Raw genomic sequence first — 15,614 nt, forward strand, 5'->3', positions numbered from 1 at the left:
CCTGTATGTCGTTACCGCTCAACGGAATTCGTCCAGCAACCAGCTACCGGCAGGTCCGCGCACGACAGTGGCGACGACCGTGGCCGGGGGTAGTGTTTCCCGCTTGCCGTCCGGGTAGACGACCGTCTGCTCGATGCCGATCTTGAACTGCTGCCGGTTCGGATCGGCGCCGGCCGGGGCCTTCTCACCGGAGGCGAACGCGAACGCCTCGACGTGTGCGTTCGCCTTGGCCCAGTCGGCCCAGCGCAGTGACGGTCTCGGGGTTTCCACGCCGGTGGACGGGCTGTCCAGTGTACGGATCAGGCTGGGCCCCAGCCATTTCCGAGCCCGGCGCAGCGCGTCGCCCTCGGATTCGGTGGCCGGATACCAGGTGTAGATCTGCTCCAGCGCGGTGACCGCGACACCGTCGGGGGTGGTCGGGTCGGGGGCGGGGGCATTCTCCAGCAACCGGGTGGTGGACGTGGGCGGTTGCCCGGCAGACGGATTCGAGCCGCCGCCGGTCGAACTGCCACTGCCGCATGCGGTGGCCAGCATCGCGACGCTCACTACCAGCATCACCACCCCAATCGCGGGACGCATGCCTGCGCTCGCAACGTACGCACCGGTGCCGGTGCTCACCGGCCCACGCCGGCGGCGCAGCACCGGACCACCCTTCCAGGCTAGTCGCTGTGTGCTATACCCGGGCCATACCAGGGGTTTTCCGGCGTCGGCGTGTTCGTTCTCGCGGCAGCGGCTCATGTGCCGCGCTTGGCGTCGTGGAGGGTTTCCACCAGCGTACGGTTCATTTCGGCGGCGGCGGCCAACTGCTGCTGCAGCAGAGCCACCTTGCGGCGCAACGCGATCGCATCCATGCGTTCCAGGCCGGGGCTCTCGGCGGCACGCACCCAGTTGCGCACCGAATTGGTGTGCACTCCGATCTGGTCGGCGACCACCCGGCAGGCCTCGGATTCCGAGCGCAGTTTGCCGGTGAGGGCGATGACCTGTTCGACGGCGGCCTGCCGGACCTCCGGCGACACTCTTCGATACGACCGGTGCGGCATCATGCGGCGCTCCCCTCGTCCGAGCCGCGGCTCGCGGTGGTCTCGGTGAATTCGCTGAAACGCTGATTGGTGTCGTGGATTCCGCTCTCCCGTTCCGAGAGCGTGAACTCCATGTGGAACGGGATGCCGGGACGGCGGTCCTCACCGATCTTGAGCAGGAACTTGCCGGTGCCGGGCGCGGGCGGGCGCTGCTGGCCCGGTTTGAGCGCCTCACCGGTCAGCGCCTGCGGCGCCGACCAGCTGGTCACCATCTCCTCCTCGGCCGCGGTGAAGGGCACGGTGGAATCCAGGCGCGCGATCTCCTCGGCCGGCAGTGCGCCGAAGATCTTGGCGCGAGCGCGTTCCAGGAAGCCGAGCGCCTTGGCGATGGCCGCCTCGGAGCCCAGCGCCTGCAGGTCCTTGATGGTGTGGCTGATCATGATGAGCGAGGTGGCGATGCCGCGCTGCAGACGGGTGAGTTCGTCGACGCGGTCGACCATGAAGTCGCCCAGGCCCAGCACCTGCCACAGCTCGTCCATGACGACCTGGAAGTAGCGCTGCGGACCCATGTCCGCGTCGGCCAGCACGTGCGCGGCCTCGACGGAGGCGAAACCGTCGGCCCAGCAGGCCAGCATGACGGCGGCCTTGAGTTTCTTGTCGCCGTTGGGAATATGGGAGACGTCGACGCAGACGGCGGTGGAGTTGGTGTCGATGGGAGTCGTGGTGTGGCCGTTGAAGACCGCGCCGAACGGGCCCTGGGTGAGGGCGCGCAGCGAGCGGCGCAGGCCCTTGATGGCCTCCTGGTACTCCTCCGGATTGTCCGCGCCCGCATCGAGTTGCAGTTCGTCGCCGCCGGCCACGACCACGTCGAGGAGGTCCTCGATGATGGGCGGCTGGTCGGGGGTGAAGCCGCTGCCCTCGCGGTAGAGGATGCGCAGGGCGGTGGAGATGAGCGTCTCCTCGAAATCGCGCACGCGGGCGCCGCGGACCAGCTCCACCAGACCGGCCACCAGGGTGACCTGGCGGGCGCGCATCTCCTGCATGACCTGGGTCTGCAACTCCGGCAGCTCGTTCAACAGCGGAACGATGGAGCCCAGCACACCGGCGGCGAGCGGGTTCAGTTTGCCGTGGCCGTAACCCAGGTCGATGACCTGGCCGCCGACCAGTTCCACCAGCTTGCGGTAGTCGGGCTTGACATCGGCCAGCACCAGCGGGGTGATGCCCTGCGCGACACCGCCGAGCACGATGCGGCGCACCAGCGAGGACTTGCCGAAACCATTGAGGCCCAGCACGAACAGGCTGGGCGCGGTGATGAAGCTGCCGCGCATGAACCAGTTCATGGGGTCGAAGCAGACCGGCGCGCCGGTGTGCAGGTGCGAGCCCAGCGGGGTGCCGATGAGCGGCGCGCCGGCACCGACCGACCACGGCCACAGGCCCGCGACCTGCGCGGTGGTGGCGCGGTACTCGACCGGGCGGCCGATCACGTTCATCCGGCCGCCGCCCGCGCCGATGTAGCCGCGGTCGGTGAGTTGCGCGGTGGTGCGGTCGAATTCGTCGAAGCTGCCGTACTCCATGCGCTCGGCGCGCGCCGCGAAGTTGCGCCGCCGCAGATCGTCGGTGTGCAGCCGGAAGGTGGCCCAGGCCGCCTTGATGCCATTGCCCTCGCGCGCGGTCACCTCGAGCTTGGCCCGCATGGTGTCGTCGAGCAGCTTGGGACCGGACTGCTTCTTCTTGGCCGCGGCCCTGCGCGCCGCCGCCCGCTTGGCGGCGGCCTCGCGCTCGGCTGGGTCGGTGATCTTGTCCCGCTTGCCCTTTCGCGCACCGCCGCGCCCACGCTCGTCGGTGGCGGCGCGCTCGGGCCGGCGGTCGCGCACGGGCCGGTTGCGCACCGGCCGCTCGCCCGCCTCGCCCTCCGGCCGCGCCGGACGGGCCCGCCCGGGCGTTCCGGCCCGGCCGCCCAGGTGCACCCGATCCGCGTCCGTGGACCGGCCGCGACCCTCGGATCCGTTGGCACGCCGGGCATCCCGCTCCGGATCACCCCGGCGCTCGCGCCCGTCGGCAGCACGCCGCTCACGCCCGGCTTCTCCATCGCTGTTGCGCCGTTCGCGGGCGGGTTCGCCCTCGGCGCGCCGTTCACGGCCGGGTTCTCCGTCGGCGCGCGGTCGTTCGCGGCGCCGTTCCCCGGGTTCGCCGCGCCGCGCCGCCTCCGCCTCCGCGTCGGGTGTGGTCTCGCGACTCCGCTTGCGCTCCATGCGATCCCCCTCGGTCCGTTCCGGCCGGCGCGGCCGCGCGGCCTCGCCTTCCCGCACCCCGCCGGATCGCGACGCCACACCGCTCCGTCCGGATCGCTTGTCCAGCGCCCGCTCCGAGCGCTCGGCCGGCTGCGACGCCGGTTCCCCCAGCACGCCGGCCGCGGCCCGCAGCGCATCCCCCGAATCGGCAGCGGGGCGCACCGCCAGCTCCAGCCCGGTCGCCGCGGTGGCGGGGGCACTCTCGGTCGTCGCCGATTCGCCTGTGCCACCGGCGGGTTCGAGGGCGGGCAGGGCCGGGAGCCGGCGTCGGGCCGGCGTCCGGACCGGTTCCGGGTCGCGGCCGGCCGCCGGGACGTCGGCGGCCGCGGCCGCCGTCTCGGTGCGCTGCGGCGCGACATCGACCTCGACCGGCTCCGGGCTCGGGACCGCCGCGCGCGGCTCGATCCGCTCGGGTTCGGCCTCGGCCGTCGTGACCGCGGTGACGCGCTCCTCCACCGTCTGCGCGGCGACCGGCGGTACCGGCTGCGACGCCGGATCACGCTGGGGCGCGACGGTATCGGCGACGAACTCCCGCTCCGCGGGCACCGTGTCGCCCGCGGGCTCGGTCACGACCGCCGCCGGCCGATCCTCGCCGGCCGGCTCGATGGGGTCGCGGCGGAGCATGCGGCGGTCCGGCAGGGTGCCGCGGCGCGGGCGGTGCTCGTCACGCATGACGCGCGAGGAGGGCGGCGGGTACGGGTCCGGCTCCTCGTAGGAGGGGTCGACGGGGACCGGGTCGCGGCGGGAGCCGCGCCGCGCGGGCGGCGCGGCGTCGTGTTCGCGGACCGAAGGGTCGAAGTCACGTGGCATGGGTTACCCCGCAAGCGCTTTCGGAATGGTGGCGTGTTCGGGGAGGATCACCCCGCAGCCGAGGGAGGCCGCGAACGCCGCCGCCTGATAGCGGTAGCAGCGGCGGATCTTGAGGCGGGCCTGGGTGGACAGGTCGCGGGTGATGGCCTCGATGCGCGGCAGATCGCCGCGCAGGGGTTCGGTGATGGTGACCAGGGCGCCGAACCGGGTGACGCCGTGCCCGCGGGCCTGCTCCTCGCGGGCCTGCTGGGTGGCGCCGACACGCAGGGTGGCGGCGGCGGACACGACGCCGCGCTCGGATTGCTGTGCCACCAGGGCGTTCTTGTAGTCGTCGTCCACGATCTGCGCGGCATCACCGGCCGAGTGCGGACGGTAGACGATGGTGATCCGCTTGCGCGGCACCTCCGGATTCGGCGCGAGCAGCCGCTGCAGCACCCGTTCGTCGACCGCGCCCTCGGGAGCGGTGTCCATCTCCCAGGTGACCGAGCGGCCACCGTCGTGGATGAAGTGGTCCCAGCGCTCCTCGTGCGAGACCGGGCCGGCGTCGGCCCAATCCAGGCCGTGCCCACCGGGTTCGCCCGCCGCGACCTCGAGATCGGCTTGGGCGGCCGGGTCGTAGCTGCGGCGGATGAACGAGATGATCTCCTCCGCGGCCATGGGCTGGGCCCGAACTCCGGCCTCCGCCAGGGCGGCACAGATGCCGGGCAGGCGGCGGCCGATCTCGACCGCCTCCTCCGCCGGGTTCTTGCGACGCTCGGCGGTGGTGGCCTTGAAGGTGATGGCGACCCGCGGCAGCAGCTGCACCCGCTCCTGCGGCAGCTCGGTCGCCAGCTCGTACATCACCTGCTGCGCGAGATCGGGCGCCTCGGGCCGGGTGATGGTGGAAACCTCGGTGAGCAAACGGTTTCCGGTCTCCGGCACGGTGTCGATGACGGGCACCACGGCCACGATGTCGGAGGTCTGCCCCAGCGACGCCAGGAACGTTCCCCACGCGCCGACCCAGCGGTCGATGACCGGCTGGTCGACGGCCTCGTGGCCCTGCGGCCAGGCGCGCAGCACCACGGTGTACTGGGCGAACTGCGGTAGGTGGATCATGCCGAAGCTGTAGCCGCCGGCGTCGATGCCCTCGTAGAGCCGCGAGGGCGCCATCAACCCGGGCAGGCGGGTGACGCCGCCCGGGATCCGGGAGAAGCGCCCGCCCCGGTAGACGTGCTCGCCCTTGGAGCGGCCGCGCAACCAATGGAACATCATCAATCCGTTCTCGTAGCCGGAGCGGCCCCCCGACCGCCACACCAGTGGAACCATCACGACTATGCCGATGCCCGCCACCACGGCGGCCGCTTTCGGGCCGGCCGCCAGCGCCGTCAGCAGAGCGGTGATGACAACGGCGAAACCGACCACGGTCTCCCCCCAGCGCAGGCCGAAAAGGCCGGCGCTGCGGGGCTTCTGCCACAGTCCGTACGAGCGGCGCTCGTAGGTCTCGGTCATCGTCATCGCGGGATGGTGCTCCTGCCGAGGTCGGGTGAACGGTTGGCCCAGCGGTCACCGGCCAGGTCGCCCGCGGTGGACTCGGCCTTGCTCAGCGAGGCGGTCGCCGCACGCACCTGCGCGACCCGGTTGGCGACGCGGGACGCGCCTGACGGTACTGCGCCGCCACCGCCTTGGGCGGCAGGACTCGCGGCGGGCGCACCGCCACCGCCACCTGCCGGGCGTGGCGGAGGCGTCGGGCGTGGCGCGCCGCCACCACCCGGACCGCCGCCACCGGGACCGGGACGGGGACGCCCGCCACGACCGGGTCCGATGAATCCGGCGGCGCCGGGCCCGGCCGCACCGCGCGGGGCCACCGCGCGGGAGCCGACCGCGCCGAGCGCGGCGATGCCGACCAGGGTGCCGGTGGTGGCGGCCAAACCCGAACCGCCCGAACCGACAATGGCGACCGCCGGGGTGACCAGGCGCATGAGCGCGGGCAGCACGAACGCGACCGTGCACAGCAGCACGATGGCGACCAGCATGCGCTGGGCCTCGTCCGCGTCGGGCAGGTTCACGGTGCCGGTCAGGTCGTCGGTGTTGCCCGCGGTGGTGAACGCGATCATGTACACGATCGCCGCCACCGGCTTGTAGAGCATGAACGCGATGATCCAGCCCAGCAGCTTCGAGTACGAGGTGCGCCCGATCTGGGTGCCGGACGCGGCCGCGGCCAGCGGCAGCACGCCCGCGGCCACCACCAGCAGGCCCTGGCGGACGATGGCCAGCACGATCTGGGCCAGCGCCCCGAGCAGGCCGACGATCGCGATGATCAGCACCAGACCCGGCGAGAACGCCTGCAGCTTCGAGGTTTTCACCATCAGCTCGGCGATGTTCTTGGCATTGCCGCCGGTGGAGTCGTTGATGATCCACTCGGAGAACTTGTCCGAGGCCTGGGTGGCCGCCACCACCACCGCGCCCAGCATCCAGGAACTGAACACCACGCGCGCGAACATCCAGAACGATTCCGTGGCCTCACTGACCGCGGCTCCTCGTCTGGCCTGTGCCAGTTTCAGGCCGGACAGGATCACCGATGCCATCAACAGCAGGATCTGGGCCTGATAGGTGTAGTCGTTGATCTTCGTGAAGAGCGCGCCCGCGTCGCTGACGCGTTCGTTCGGGATCTTCATCCAGAACGTCAACGCCAGGGTCAACGCCTCGCCCAGACCGTTCATCAGCGAGTCCACCACCTTGCCGAAGGTGGAGTCCCACGCCTTGTCGCGCACGGTGGCGGCGGCATCGGTCGGGTGGGTCGCGACATTGCCCGCCTTGCACGCGGCCGAGGCCGCGTCGCCGAGCGAGATGCCGGGCACGCCCAGCCCGTCGAGGGAGTCGTGTAATTCGTTGCAGGCCTGGTCGAAACCGTAGGTCTGGCCGTAGGCCACCGTCGGAGTTGCGATCATGACGGTGAAGACGACCGCAAGGATCGTGACTAGCCGCCTCAGCATGTGGTCCACCTCTCGATGGGTCGCGATGCCATATCTGTTGTTGTCACCATCGGGTCCACCCCGCAAGCGAATCCACGTATTCGGTTTGCGCGGTCTTGGAAGTCGAGGGTTTGAGCCGCCAGTCGCCGGCGTCCCAGACCATGATCAGGCGCACCGCCGCCCACAGTTGCCGATTGTCGACCACCGGCCCGCGCGCGGCCAGCCGCACGATGGCCATGTCGTCGGCGTAGTTCTCGATCTGGAAGCCGTCGGGGGCCACCAGATAGCGGGTCACCTTCTCGGGCTGCTGTTTCGGCAGCCGTTGATCGGCCAGCGCCTGGTCGTAGGCGGTGAGCTGCTCGGCGGGCACGCGGACCTGCCGGACATAGAGCTCCCGGTCCGCCGGACGGGCGTTGAGCCGGTAGGTGATCTGGGCGGCGGCCAGCGCCGCGCCCTGCGGCGTGTGCGAATAGCCGACGGCCAGCCCGTTTTCCAGGCGTGCCGGACCGTCGGAGGTGGAGAAGGGCACGGACGCGCCGTAGACCCGCTGCCAGCCGTGGGGATCGGTGACCCCCTGCGGGGCGGCGGTGAGCCAGTCGGCGTCGGTGGCCTTGCGCTGCTTGGACGGATCCTGCGGCAGCGGCTGGCCGGCCGTGTTGTTGGGGACGTCGACCCGGCGGCCGAACAGATCCACCTCGGGTGAGGCGAATCCGGTGGCGCCGGATTCGGAGGTCGCCGGGACGGTTCCCTCGGGCTTGGCGCTCGGCTTGCTGTCGCCGTGCCCGAAGTAGACCACCAGGCCGGCGATCAGGATGACCGCCACCAGGGCGGCCGAGGCGATGACGCCGAACGAGACGCGGTCGCGCTCGGGCGACTCCTTCTCGCTCATGACATGGCCTCCGAAGTGTGTGTGCCAGTAGACAATTCAGCTGCCCGTGCCTGTCAGGTCGGTAGCAGGGCCAGTGCGATGCCGCTGGCCGAGGTCGCCATGATCGCGCCCACCAGGCTCATCACCACCCCGTGCGTCGCGTCGTTGGCGGCCAGGTCGTCGCGGAAGGCGTACCAGAGCCGGCCCGCGGCCAGGATCATCCAGGCCAGGCAGAACAGCAGCACGCACCACAGCAGCCAGTCGATGAGCTGCATGATCGGCCGGATCACATCCGACGGCATCTGCTTGTAGGCCAGCACGGCGTCCATCGCCGCGGGCACCAGCGCGGCGGACATTAGGTGATCACTGCGTTCATGATCGTGCCCGCGCTCGTGGCGATGATCCCTCCGATCATGGCCCCTGCGACCATCTTCGGCGACTCCAAACCGCCTCCCGTCCATTTCTCCCAGGCAAACCGTCCACCGGCATAGGTGATGCCCATGACTCCCGACAACAGAACGAACCAGGTGAAATACCGAACCAGTTTCAGCAATTTGTCCGACGCCGGCGGCGCCTCGGGGGTCGGATTCCCGACCTGGGCGAGGAGCTGACCGTACGCGTCGTGTACGGCGAGGAGCATGCTCATTGTCTGTCCTTATCGAAAAGCGAACTGCTAGTAACAATCTCGCCGATGCACGGCCCAGCCGTCCAACCGGCGACGATAACTCCTTCTACTGACTGCCCTGCCGCCCTTCCTGGAGACCGGGCAGGTCCCCGCAACCGGGAACTTCTTCCCGCACAACACAATCCATCAGTGTTCAAGATCACTCCTCCGCATCCGGGAACGGGGAGCGGGGGCGTCGAGCGCGTCCTGCACGGCGGCCACGATGCCCACGCCGAGCTCCCGCACATCGGGCGTGATCTCTTCCAGCGGATCGGGTTTGCGCTTGCGCTGCTCCGGCACCGGGTCGCCCGGCGACCACATCGGCAGCTGATCGGCCTCGACCAGGGTCCACTCCTCGTGCCACGGCAGCTGCCACACCTGACCCGCGAGCGAACCGACCACATCGCGGTAGCGGCGGATCTCGGCGGGCAGCCGGCCCGGCCGCGCGGCCACGGTGATCAGGCCCAGCACCTCACACGACCCGGCCAGTCCGGCGTGATGCTGGCGCAGCAGATCGTGGGCGCGGGTGAGCCCGGCGATGGTCTCGCGCGCCACCAGCACCACGAACGGGGACTCCCGTTCGAAGACGCCCGGCCAGCGCCGATACGAATCCGCCGTCGGCGCAAGCACATGCGAGAGCGTGGTCGCGCCCGCGCCACCGTGCACACCGAGCAGCCACACCAGGGGCGCTCGGCCACCGCCGGGTACGGGTCGGTCCCAGATCGGTGCGCGGCGGGATTCCGGCGGCGGCACCACACCGGCCGCCAGGGCGGCCTCGGAGGAGGATCGGCGTTCCTTCATGGCTGCGGTCATGATGCCACTCCAGCAAGCAGGCGGCGATACGCGCGGCGTGTCTCGGCGGCCAGGTTGCTGTGCCGCACCAACTCTCCGCGTGCGAGATGTGCGTCGTAGGGTATCTCGACGATCTCGCGGACCCAGCCGTCCAGATGCGCTCGCAAATGCTCAGCGATCCGAGAATCGCTGCCCGGCAACTGATGTGACACGACGATGGTGGTGTCGCCGACGATGCCGTCGCCCTGTCCCTCGCCGTGCCCGCCGAACTGATCGTCGAGCCACTCGAGCGTCACGCGCAGGCGGTTGGCGGCGTCCACGCGCGCCGGAATCGACAGCACCAGCGCGATATCGGCGTCCTCGAGCAGCGGGCGCAGATGCCGGCTCGCGATCGGATTGCCGCCGTCGTAAACCGGGGTGTACTCGGTCTCACCGAGCGCGCGGGCGACGGTGAGGTAGGTGGCGCGGCGGCGCAGCGGAGCCGGATCGCGCCACAGCAGGCCGATTCCGGAGGTGGCGCGGGAGAGGCATTCCTTGAGCGGCGCGGCCTCGTCGTCGCCGCGGCCGTAGAGCCACGCCTGCAGGCTGATCGGGCTCAGGTGCTCGTCAGCGCCGCGCAACGCGAGATCGCTGCCCGCGAAAGTTCCATCCACCGCGACGGTTTGGGCGCCCGCGACGCTCATCTCCCCCGCGATGCCGAGTGTCGTCGTGGTGGTACCAGCGCCGCCGCAACCACCCACCACCAGAATCGGGCGCGGCGCGGGGCCGGCCTCGCCGGAGTCGCCGCGGCGCTTGCGCAAGCGCATCACCGGAGCCTTGGAACGCGCGGCACGGCCCGTCGATTCGCCCTCCTCGGGCTTCTCGTCGAGCCAGCGGCTCCAGTCCTGATCCATTGTCTCCGCTCTCCTCTTATCCGGCCGGAATACCCGCGGTGGGTCCATGGTCGCCGATGATCGCGGGGGCCGTCATTTCGTTGTACGCCGCCGCGACGGCGATCGGGCCGGAACGGGGCCCGGCCGCGAGTGTGCCGATGGATTGCGAAGTGCCGCCGTGGGAATTCAGCACATATAGGGCAACCCCGCCGGCAATGGCCAGCAAAACAATGGCAACAATCAGCACCGCGAGGGCGAAAACCCGTCGCCCCAGGGCGCGCTCGGCCGGCGCGGGCGCGTAGTCGGCGACCGCGTCGAGCAGTTGTGAGGCCCTGTCGGCCAGTCTCGGCGCCTCCTCCTCGACCGGCCACGCGACGGGTTCGCCACTGTCCGTAGGGAATTCGACGACGGTGCTGCCACGGTAGCGCTGCGGCGGTGCGTAGGAACCACTCTCGCCGCGCCCGGTCATCCAATCCGACCAGGTGCCGTCGAAGCGGTTGCGCCGCAGTACCGATTCGGGCACCGGCGGAAGCTCGAGTTCGGGTTCGTCCTGGATGTAGTCCGGATAGCGGGCCGGGCCCTGCTCGTCGGCGAACGCCGCGTCGGCGTCGAACTGCCCGGGGGCCGGGGCCTGGCCGTCCGGGTCGAGGGCCGGGTACCACCGAGAGACTTTTTTGTACGACTTCAACATTCCCGCTGTGGGCGCGTCGCTCGGCATCGTCTGACCCTCTCGGCGGTCGGTCCTGGCTGACGGTGTGTTGTCGTCGGTGATCGTCGGTACTGTGCAGCCCGCCGTCGTCGCGTCGCCCCGGGCGTCGCGCACGAAACGGTCCCGATCGGAAATTCTCTCGCATGAACAGGATTCCAACGACTCGACGCGCCGGGCGACACTCCGTTCGATCCGCGCGCGCGTGCGAGTAGCAGGGTTCGCGACATCGCGTGAACGCCACGCCGACGGGGCGGGCTTCCCTGTGGACGAAGCAGAATCTACATTAACAAGACCAAGAGTTTTGGAGGTTTTGTGAAGACAGCAGACATTGCCGCGGTCGTGACCGGTGGCGCGTCGGGACTCGGACTGGCCACCGTGCGCGAACTGCACGCGGCCGGCACGAAGGTCGTTATCCTCGATCTTCCCTCGTCCGACGGCAAGGCAATCGCCGAAGAACTCGGTGAGCGCGTGGTGTTCTCGCCCGGCGACGTCACCAGCGAAGCGGATGTGACCGCCGCGCTGGACGCCGCTCAGGAGCTCGGCACACTGCGAATCGCGGTGAACTGCGCGGGAATCGGCAATGCCATCAAGACGGTCGGCAAGCAGGGCGCGTTCCCGCTGGAGTCCTTCTCCAAGATCATCAACGTTAACCTGATCGGCACGTTCAACGTCATCCGCCTGGCCGCGGAGCGGATCTCGACGGTCGAGGAGGCCGACGGCGAGCGCGGCGTCATCATCAACACCGCGTCGGTCGCCGCCTACGACGGCCAGATCGGCCAGGCCGCGTACTCCGCGTCCAAGGGCGGCATCGTGGGCCTGACCCTCCCGGTCGCCCGCGACCTGGCCTCGTTCAAGATCCGCGTGATGACCATCGCGCCGGGCCTGTTCCACACCCCGCTGTTCGCGACCCTGCCGCAGCAGGCCATCGACGCGCTCGGCGCGCAGGTCCCGCACCCGTCGCGACTGGGCGACCCGGCCGAGTACGCCGCGCTGGTCCGCCACATCGTGGAGAACCCGATGCTCAACGGTGAGGTCATCCGCCTCGACGGCGCGATCCGCATGGCCCCGCGGTAATCACCGCACGGCGATCACCCGGTGACGGCACCGGCGCGGACCTCGGCCCGCCCGGTGCCGTCGCCGCGTCCGCGCAGCGCCAGCAGCTGGCGGGTGTGGCCGGGAATCTCCACATCGATCAGGCCGATGAACAGATTGCGCAGGGGCACGGCCTGATCCAGTAGCAGCGCGCCGGCGGACAGCAGGCGGGTGGGCACCGGGGTGTCCAACTCCGCGTCGCTGAGAGCGGGCCCGCCGCAGCCGCACAGCATCTCGGCCTGGCGGCGCAGGCGTTCGCGCAGGCCGGAGCAGCCGCCCGCGAGATCGACGAGACGGTCGATGGTCCAGGTGTCCTGGGCGAGGCGGTTGTCGTAGGTGGTGTGCGCCCCGGCCGCCACCGCCGACGCGCTGGCCAGGGTGGCGGCGGTGACGAGGCAGACGTGGGCCAGGATCCGCTCGGCGTTCCACTCCCCCGGCGGAGGCGGCAGCGGTGGGCCCGAATCCGCCACGGCGACAGCGGCTTTCAGCAGGTCGTTATAGACACCGCGGAGCGCGGCGACGTCGAACATGACAGTTCCCCGAGTACGCGGCGGATCAGGCGTGGGCCTGCGACATCTCCCAGGGCGCCTGCGGCAGTACGGCACCGGTCTCCAGCAGCGACTTGAGGTTGGCCAGCACGGCCGGCCAGCCGCTCGAAATGCCTTGCAGCATCTCCTCGTTCGGCAGGTTCTCGTGGGTGACGGTGAGCCGAACGATGTCCTGGTGGGGTTCGATGAGGAAGGTCACCACGGACGGGGAGCGGTCGGCGCCGATCGAATCCTCGAAGGTGAGGACCAGGCGGTGCGGCTCGTCGACCTCGAGCACCTTGCCGACCACATCGATCTTGCCGGAGCCGTCGGCGCGGCGGTGTTCCCAGTCCGAACCCTGCCGCCAGTCGGACACGTTCTCGTGGCCCCAGTACTGCGCGGTCAGGTCGGCGTCGGTGAGGGCCTTCCACACCTGGGCGGCACTGGCGTGGATGTAGGTGACGTAGACGTAGTTCGGCACGGTGGTGGTCATGGCGTACTCCTCTGCCTGATCTTTGATGGCGCGCAGGACATCCAGCCGGGGGCGATCGAAGACGGAGATCCAGCGCTGTTCGATGTCGTGAATCGGGGTCGGATTGATGTAGTGCACCCGTTCGCGACCGCGTCGCAGCACGGTGACGAGGCCGGCCCGCTCGAGGATGTCGAGGTGCTGGGTCACCGACTGGCGGGCCATCTCGACCCGTTCGCACAGTTCGCGCAGGGTCTGGCCGTTGTGCTCCCGCAGCCGGTCCAGCAGCAGGCGGCGGGTGGAGTCGGCCAGGGCCTTGAAGACCGCGTCCATATCGGGTTCGGGTTGCACGCGAAAATTATGCAGGTATTTACCTGCATAAGTCAACGCCCGGCCGCCGAGCCGTACCGGACGTCTGCGCCGGCACCCCCTCTTACGTGGGAATTTCGTTCTCGGACATGACAATCCGCGCATTCACGGTCAAGATGTTCAACGGCCCTCGGCCAGAACTGACATCGTTGTCTCAGCAGCGCCCGGTGTTTCGCGGCGCGGACAGGAGCGCCCGTGGCGACGCCGCAGACCTCGGACCCCGTTTCATCGGTCGTCGTGGAAACGATCCGGCCGGCGCGCATCGGGACCAGGCTCGCCCACCCTGTCCTGCGCACGACCCTGCAGCAGTTCCTGCGCGCCGGCGCCTGGGTCGCCGATCTGGGCCCGCTCCCGGCCGAGCTGGTGTTCCGCATGACCCGGCTGTCCGAGCAGCCCGCCCGGGTACTGGGCACCCCGCGCGGCACCCGCCGCGAGCCGCTGCGATTCGAGCACTTCGACGCCGAATGGCTCTGGAGCGCACCGGTTTCCGATCCGCGTGTGGATCGCGACGCCGCGATCCTGTACCTGCACGGCGGCGCCTTCATCGCGGGCGGGCTCAACAGCTACCGCCGCCACACCGCGCGCCTGGCCGCGCTGAGCGAGCTGCCGGTGCTGACCGTCGACTATCGGCAGCTGCCCGACGCCCACCCCAACGAGAGCCTCGACGACGCGCTCACCGCCTACCGGCATCTGCTGGCCGAGGGGTTCCCGCCCGAGCAGATCGTCGTCGCGGGCGATTCCGCGGGCGGCGGGCTGGCGCTGCGACTGGCGTTGACGCTGCGCGACGCGGGCCTGCCGCTGCCGGTGGCGCTCTCGGTGACCTCGCCGTGGGCGGATTTCGACTCCGCCGCGCGCCTCGCGCACCCGAACGCCCGCCACGACGCGGTGCTGCCGGCGGCCGGTCCGGACATGGTGGTGCGACGCGGCATCGCCGTGGACGGGGAGCTGGATCCGAGCTGGTCGGTGGTGAATCACGATTTCACGGGTCTGCCACCGATTCTGCTGCAGGTCGGCTCCCGGGAGATGCTGCTCGCCGACGCGCTGGCGGTGGCGAAACGCGCGGAGGCGGCGGGTGTCCCGCTGCGCCTGCAGGTGCGGCCGAGCGCCCCGCACACCCTCATCCATCTGGGTGCGGGCCTGCTCGCGGACGGCCGGGACGCCGCGCGTGACGCGGCCGCGTTCCATCGTGCGATGATCGATCCCGGTCGCCTCGGCCGCAGCGCCGCCTGATCCGCACGGCGGCGCCGACCCTCCGATCCGAGAGGTTCCGATGTCCCAGCCCGCCCACACTTCCAGGCCCGCCGATGCCCGGCCCGCGGTCTTCGTGACCGGTGCGGCCAGCGGGATCGGCCGTGCCATCGCCGCCCGCTTCGCCCGCGAGGGCTGGACCGTCGGCCTGTACGACATCGACGCGGAGGCGGTGGCCCGCACCGCCGCCGAGATCGGCGGCCGGACCGTGACCGGCGCCTTCGACGTCACCGATCCGGCGGGCTGGGATCGGGCGCTGACGGAGTTCGACGACGCGACCGGGCGGTTGGACCTGCTGGTCAACAATGCGGGCATTCTCGTCTCGGGCCCCTTCGCCGAGATCCCCCTCGAACGCCAGCACCGCCTCGTCGACGTGAACGTCAAGGGCGTGCTCAACGGCTGCCACGCCGCCCTCCCCTATCTGCGCCGCACCGCCGGCAGCCGGGTCGTCAATCTGGCCTCGGCCTCGGCGCTCTACGGCCAGCCGGGCCTGGCGACCTACGGCGCTACCAAGGCCGCGGTGCGCAGCCTCACCGAGGCCCTCGACCTCGAGTGGCGGCGCTACGGCATCGCGGTCAGCGATCTGCTCCCCCTGTTCGTCGCGACCGACATGATGACCGAGGTGAGCCGCGGCTCGAAATCCGCGACCACCCTCGGTGTGCACCTCACGCCCGGGGACGTCGCGGATTCGGTGTGGCGCACGGCGACCGGACGCCGCCCGCTGTCGGGCCCCCACGTCCTGGTCGGCATGCAGACCAAGCTGACCGCCCTGGCCACCCGGCTGTCCCCGCCCTTCCTGGCCCGCGCGGTGGTGGGCTGGATCAGCAAGGCCGATTCGCTGCGATAGCGCTCAGCGGGCGGGCAGGTCACCGACGAGGAAGACGCCCAGGCCGACCCCCTGTGTTTCCCCGGCTGGATACGCGATCATGTCAA

The 15,614-nt window shown here is 70.5% G+C and carries 16 protein-coding genes; 3 read left to right on the forward strand and 13 right to left on the reverse strand.

What is annotated here, in order from left to right; genetic code table 11:
• Positions 1-18: 18 nt before the first annotated feature.
• The 11 genes from ON33_RS12470 to ON33_RS12520 all read right to left on the reverse strand — a co-directional run bounded on the left by ON33_RS12470 (position 19) and on the right by ON33_RS12520 (position 10,955).
• Positions 19-579 (reverse strand): hypothetical protein, encoded by a 561-nt coding sequence (locus ON33_RS12470; protein ID WP_051151962.1) that lies wholly within the window; start codon positions 577-579, stop codon positions 19-21.
• Positions 580-734: 155 nt separating this feature from the next.
• Complete coding sequence (locus tag ON33_RS12475; RefSeq protein WP_245550498.1) at positions 735-1,016, reverse strand: transposase; 282 nt, start codon at positions 1,014-1,016, stop codon at positions 735-737.
• 23 nt (positions 1,017-1,039) lie between these two features.
• Entirely contained in the window at positions 1,040-4,120 is a 3,081-nt protein-coding gene (locus tag ON33_RS12480; RefSeq protein WP_245550499.1) for a hypothetical protein, read from the reverse strand.
• Positions 4,121-4,123: 3 nt separating this feature from the next.
• Entirely contained in the window at positions 4,124-5,614 is a 1,491-nt protein-coding gene (locus ON33_RS12485) for an SCO6880 family protein (protein ID WP_040858616.1), read from the reverse strand.
• Positions 5,611-7,092 (reverse strand): hypothetical protein, encoded by a 1,482-nt coding sequence (locus ON33_RS12490; protein ID WP_040858696.1) that lies wholly within the window; start codon positions 7,090-7,092, stop codon positions 5,611-5,613. Before ON33_RS12490 ends, ON33_RS12485 begins: the two co-directional genes overlap by 4 nt.
• Before the next feature lie 43 nt (positions 7,093-7,135).
• Entirely contained in the window at positions 7,136-7,960 is an 825-nt protein-coding gene (locus ON33_RS12495) for a DUF8175 domain-containg protein (protein ID WP_040858617.1), read from the reverse strand.
• Positions 7,961-8,013: 53 nt separating this feature from the next.
• The gene (locus ON33_RS12500; protein WP_051151964.1) at positions 8,014-8,295 is read right to left on the reverse strand and encodes a hypothetical protein; all 282 of its coding nucleotides are present in this window, start codon (positions 8,293-8,295) and stop codon (positions 8,014-8,016) included.
• Entirely contained in the window at positions 8,295-8,585 is a 291-nt protein-coding gene (locus ON33_RS12505) for a hypothetical protein (RefSeq protein ID WP_040858618.1), read from the reverse strand. Before ON33_RS12505 ends, ON33_RS12500 begins: the two co-directional genes overlap by 1 nt.
• Positions 8,586-8,750: 165 nt before the next feature.
• A complete protein-coding gene (locus tag ON33_RS12510) occupies positions 8,751-9,416 on the reverse strand; it encodes a hypothetical protein (protein WP_051151966.1) in 666 nt (221 codons plus the stop codon).
• A complete protein-coding gene (locus ON33_RS12515) occupies positions 9,413-10,288 on the reverse strand; it encodes a MinD/ParA family ATP-binding protein (RefSeq protein ID WP_040858620.1) in 876 nt (291 codons plus the stop codon). The genes ON33_RS12510 and ON33_RS12515 overlap by 4 nt, the downstream gene beginning before the upstream one ends.
• A gap of 16 nt (positions 10,289-10,304) precedes the next feature.
• Entirely contained in the window at positions 10,305-10,955 is a 651-nt protein-coding gene (locus ON33_RS12520) for a hypothetical protein (protein ID WP_157184498.1), read from the reverse strand.
• A 333-nt stretch (positions 10,956-11,288) separates the two neighbouring features.
• On the opposite strand from ON33_RS12520, the gene ON33_RS12525 reads away from it, so the two are divergent.
• The gene (locus tag ON33_RS12525) at positions 11,289-12,050 is read left to right on the forward strand and encodes a 3-hydroxyacyl-CoA dehydrogenase (RefSeq protein WP_040858621.1); all 762 of its coding nucleotides are present in this window, start codon (positions 11,289-11,291) and stop codon (positions 12,048-12,050) included.
• A gap of 14 nt (positions 12,051-12,064) precedes the next feature.
• Here the strand turns inward: ON33_RS12525 and ON33_RS12530 are convergent, their stop codons facing one another.
• Positions 12,065-12,598, reverse strand: coding sequence for a hypothetical protein (locus tag ON33_RS12530; RefSeq protein WP_051151969.1), 534 nt, complete (start codon positions 12,596-12,598; stop codon positions 12,065-12,067).
• Positions 12,599-12,623: 25 nt separating this feature from the next.
• Entirely contained in the window at positions 12,624-13,397 is a 774-nt protein-coding gene (locus tag ON33_RS12535; RefSeq protein ID WP_040858623.1) for an ArsR/SmtB family transcription factor, read from the reverse strand.
• A 231-nt stretch (positions 13,398-13,628) separates the two neighbouring features.
• Between ON33_RS12535 and ON33_RS12540 the strand changes: the two genes are divergently transcribed.
• Entirely contained in the window at positions 13,629-14,663 is a 1,035-nt protein-coding gene (locus tag ON33_RS12540) for an alpha/beta hydrolase fold domain-containing protein (protein WP_040858625.1), read from the forward strand.
• A gap of 40 nt (positions 14,664-14,703) precedes the next feature.
• The gene (locus ON33_RS12545; RefSeq protein ID WP_051151971.1) at positions 14,704-15,528 is read left to right on the forward strand and encodes an SDR family oxidoreductase; all 825 of its coding nucleotides are present in this window, start codon (positions 14,704-14,706) and stop codon (positions 15,526-15,528) included.
• Positions 15,529-15,614: the final 86 nt, after the last annotated feature.

The sequence above is a fragment of the Nocardia niigatensis NBRC 100131 genome, from assembly GCF_000308655.1.
Taxonomy (GTDB): Bacteria; Actinomycetota; Actinomycetes; order Mycobacteriales; family Mycobacteriaceae; genus Nocardia; species Nocardia niigatensis.

Bases quoted from the DNA above. Each gene is read 5' to 3' on its own strand.
- ON33_RS12470 (WP_051151962.1), bottom strand. From the start codon at position 579: ATGCGTCCCGCGATTGGGGTGGTGATGCTGGTAGTGAGCGTCGCGATG.
- ON33_RS12480 (WP_245550499.1), bottom strand. From the start codon at position 4,120: ATGCCACGTGACTTCGACCCTTCGGTCCGCGAACACGACGCCGCGCCG.
- ON33_RS12485 (WP_040858616.1), bottom strand. From the start codon at position 5,614: ATGACGATGACCGAGACCTACGAGCGCCGCTCGTACGGACTGTGGCAG.
- ON33_RS12490 (WP_040858696.1), bottom strand. From the start codon at position 7,092: ATGCTGAGGCGGCTAGTCACGATCCTTGCGGTCGTCTTCACCGTCATG.
- ON33_RS12495 (WP_040858617.1), bottom strand. From the start codon at position 7,960: ATGAGCGAGAAGGAGTCGCCCGAGCGCGACCGCGTCTCGTTCGGCGTC.
- ON33_RS12500 (WP_051151964.1), bottom strand. From the start codon at position 8,295: ATGTCCGCCGCGCTGGTGCCCGCGGCGATGGACGCCGTGCTGGCCTAC.
- ON33_RS12505 (WP_040858618.1), bottom strand. From the start codon at position 8,585: ATGAGCATGCTCCTCGCCGTACACGACGCGTACGGTCAGCTCCTCGCC.
- ON33_RS12510 (WP_051151966.1), bottom strand. From the start codon at position 9,416: ATGACCGCAGCCATGAAGGAACGCCGATCCTCCTCCGAGGCCGCCCTG.
- ON33_RS12515 (WP_040858620.1), bottom strand. From the start codon at position 10,288: ATGGATCAGGACTGGAGCCGCTGGCTCGACGAGAAGCCCGAGGAGGGC.
- ON33_RS12530 (WP_051151969.1), bottom strand. From the start codon at position 12,598: ATGTTCGACGTCGCCGCGCTCCGCGGTGTCTATAACGACCTGCTGAAA.
- ON33_RS12535 (WP_040858623.1), bottom strand. From the start codon at position 13,397: ATGGACGCGGTCTTCAAGGCCCTGGCCGACTCCACCCGCCGCCTGCTG.
- ON33_RS12545 (WP_051151971.1), top strand. From the start codon at position 14,704: ATGTCCCAGCCCGCCCACACTTCCAGGCCCGCCGATGCCCGGCCCGCG.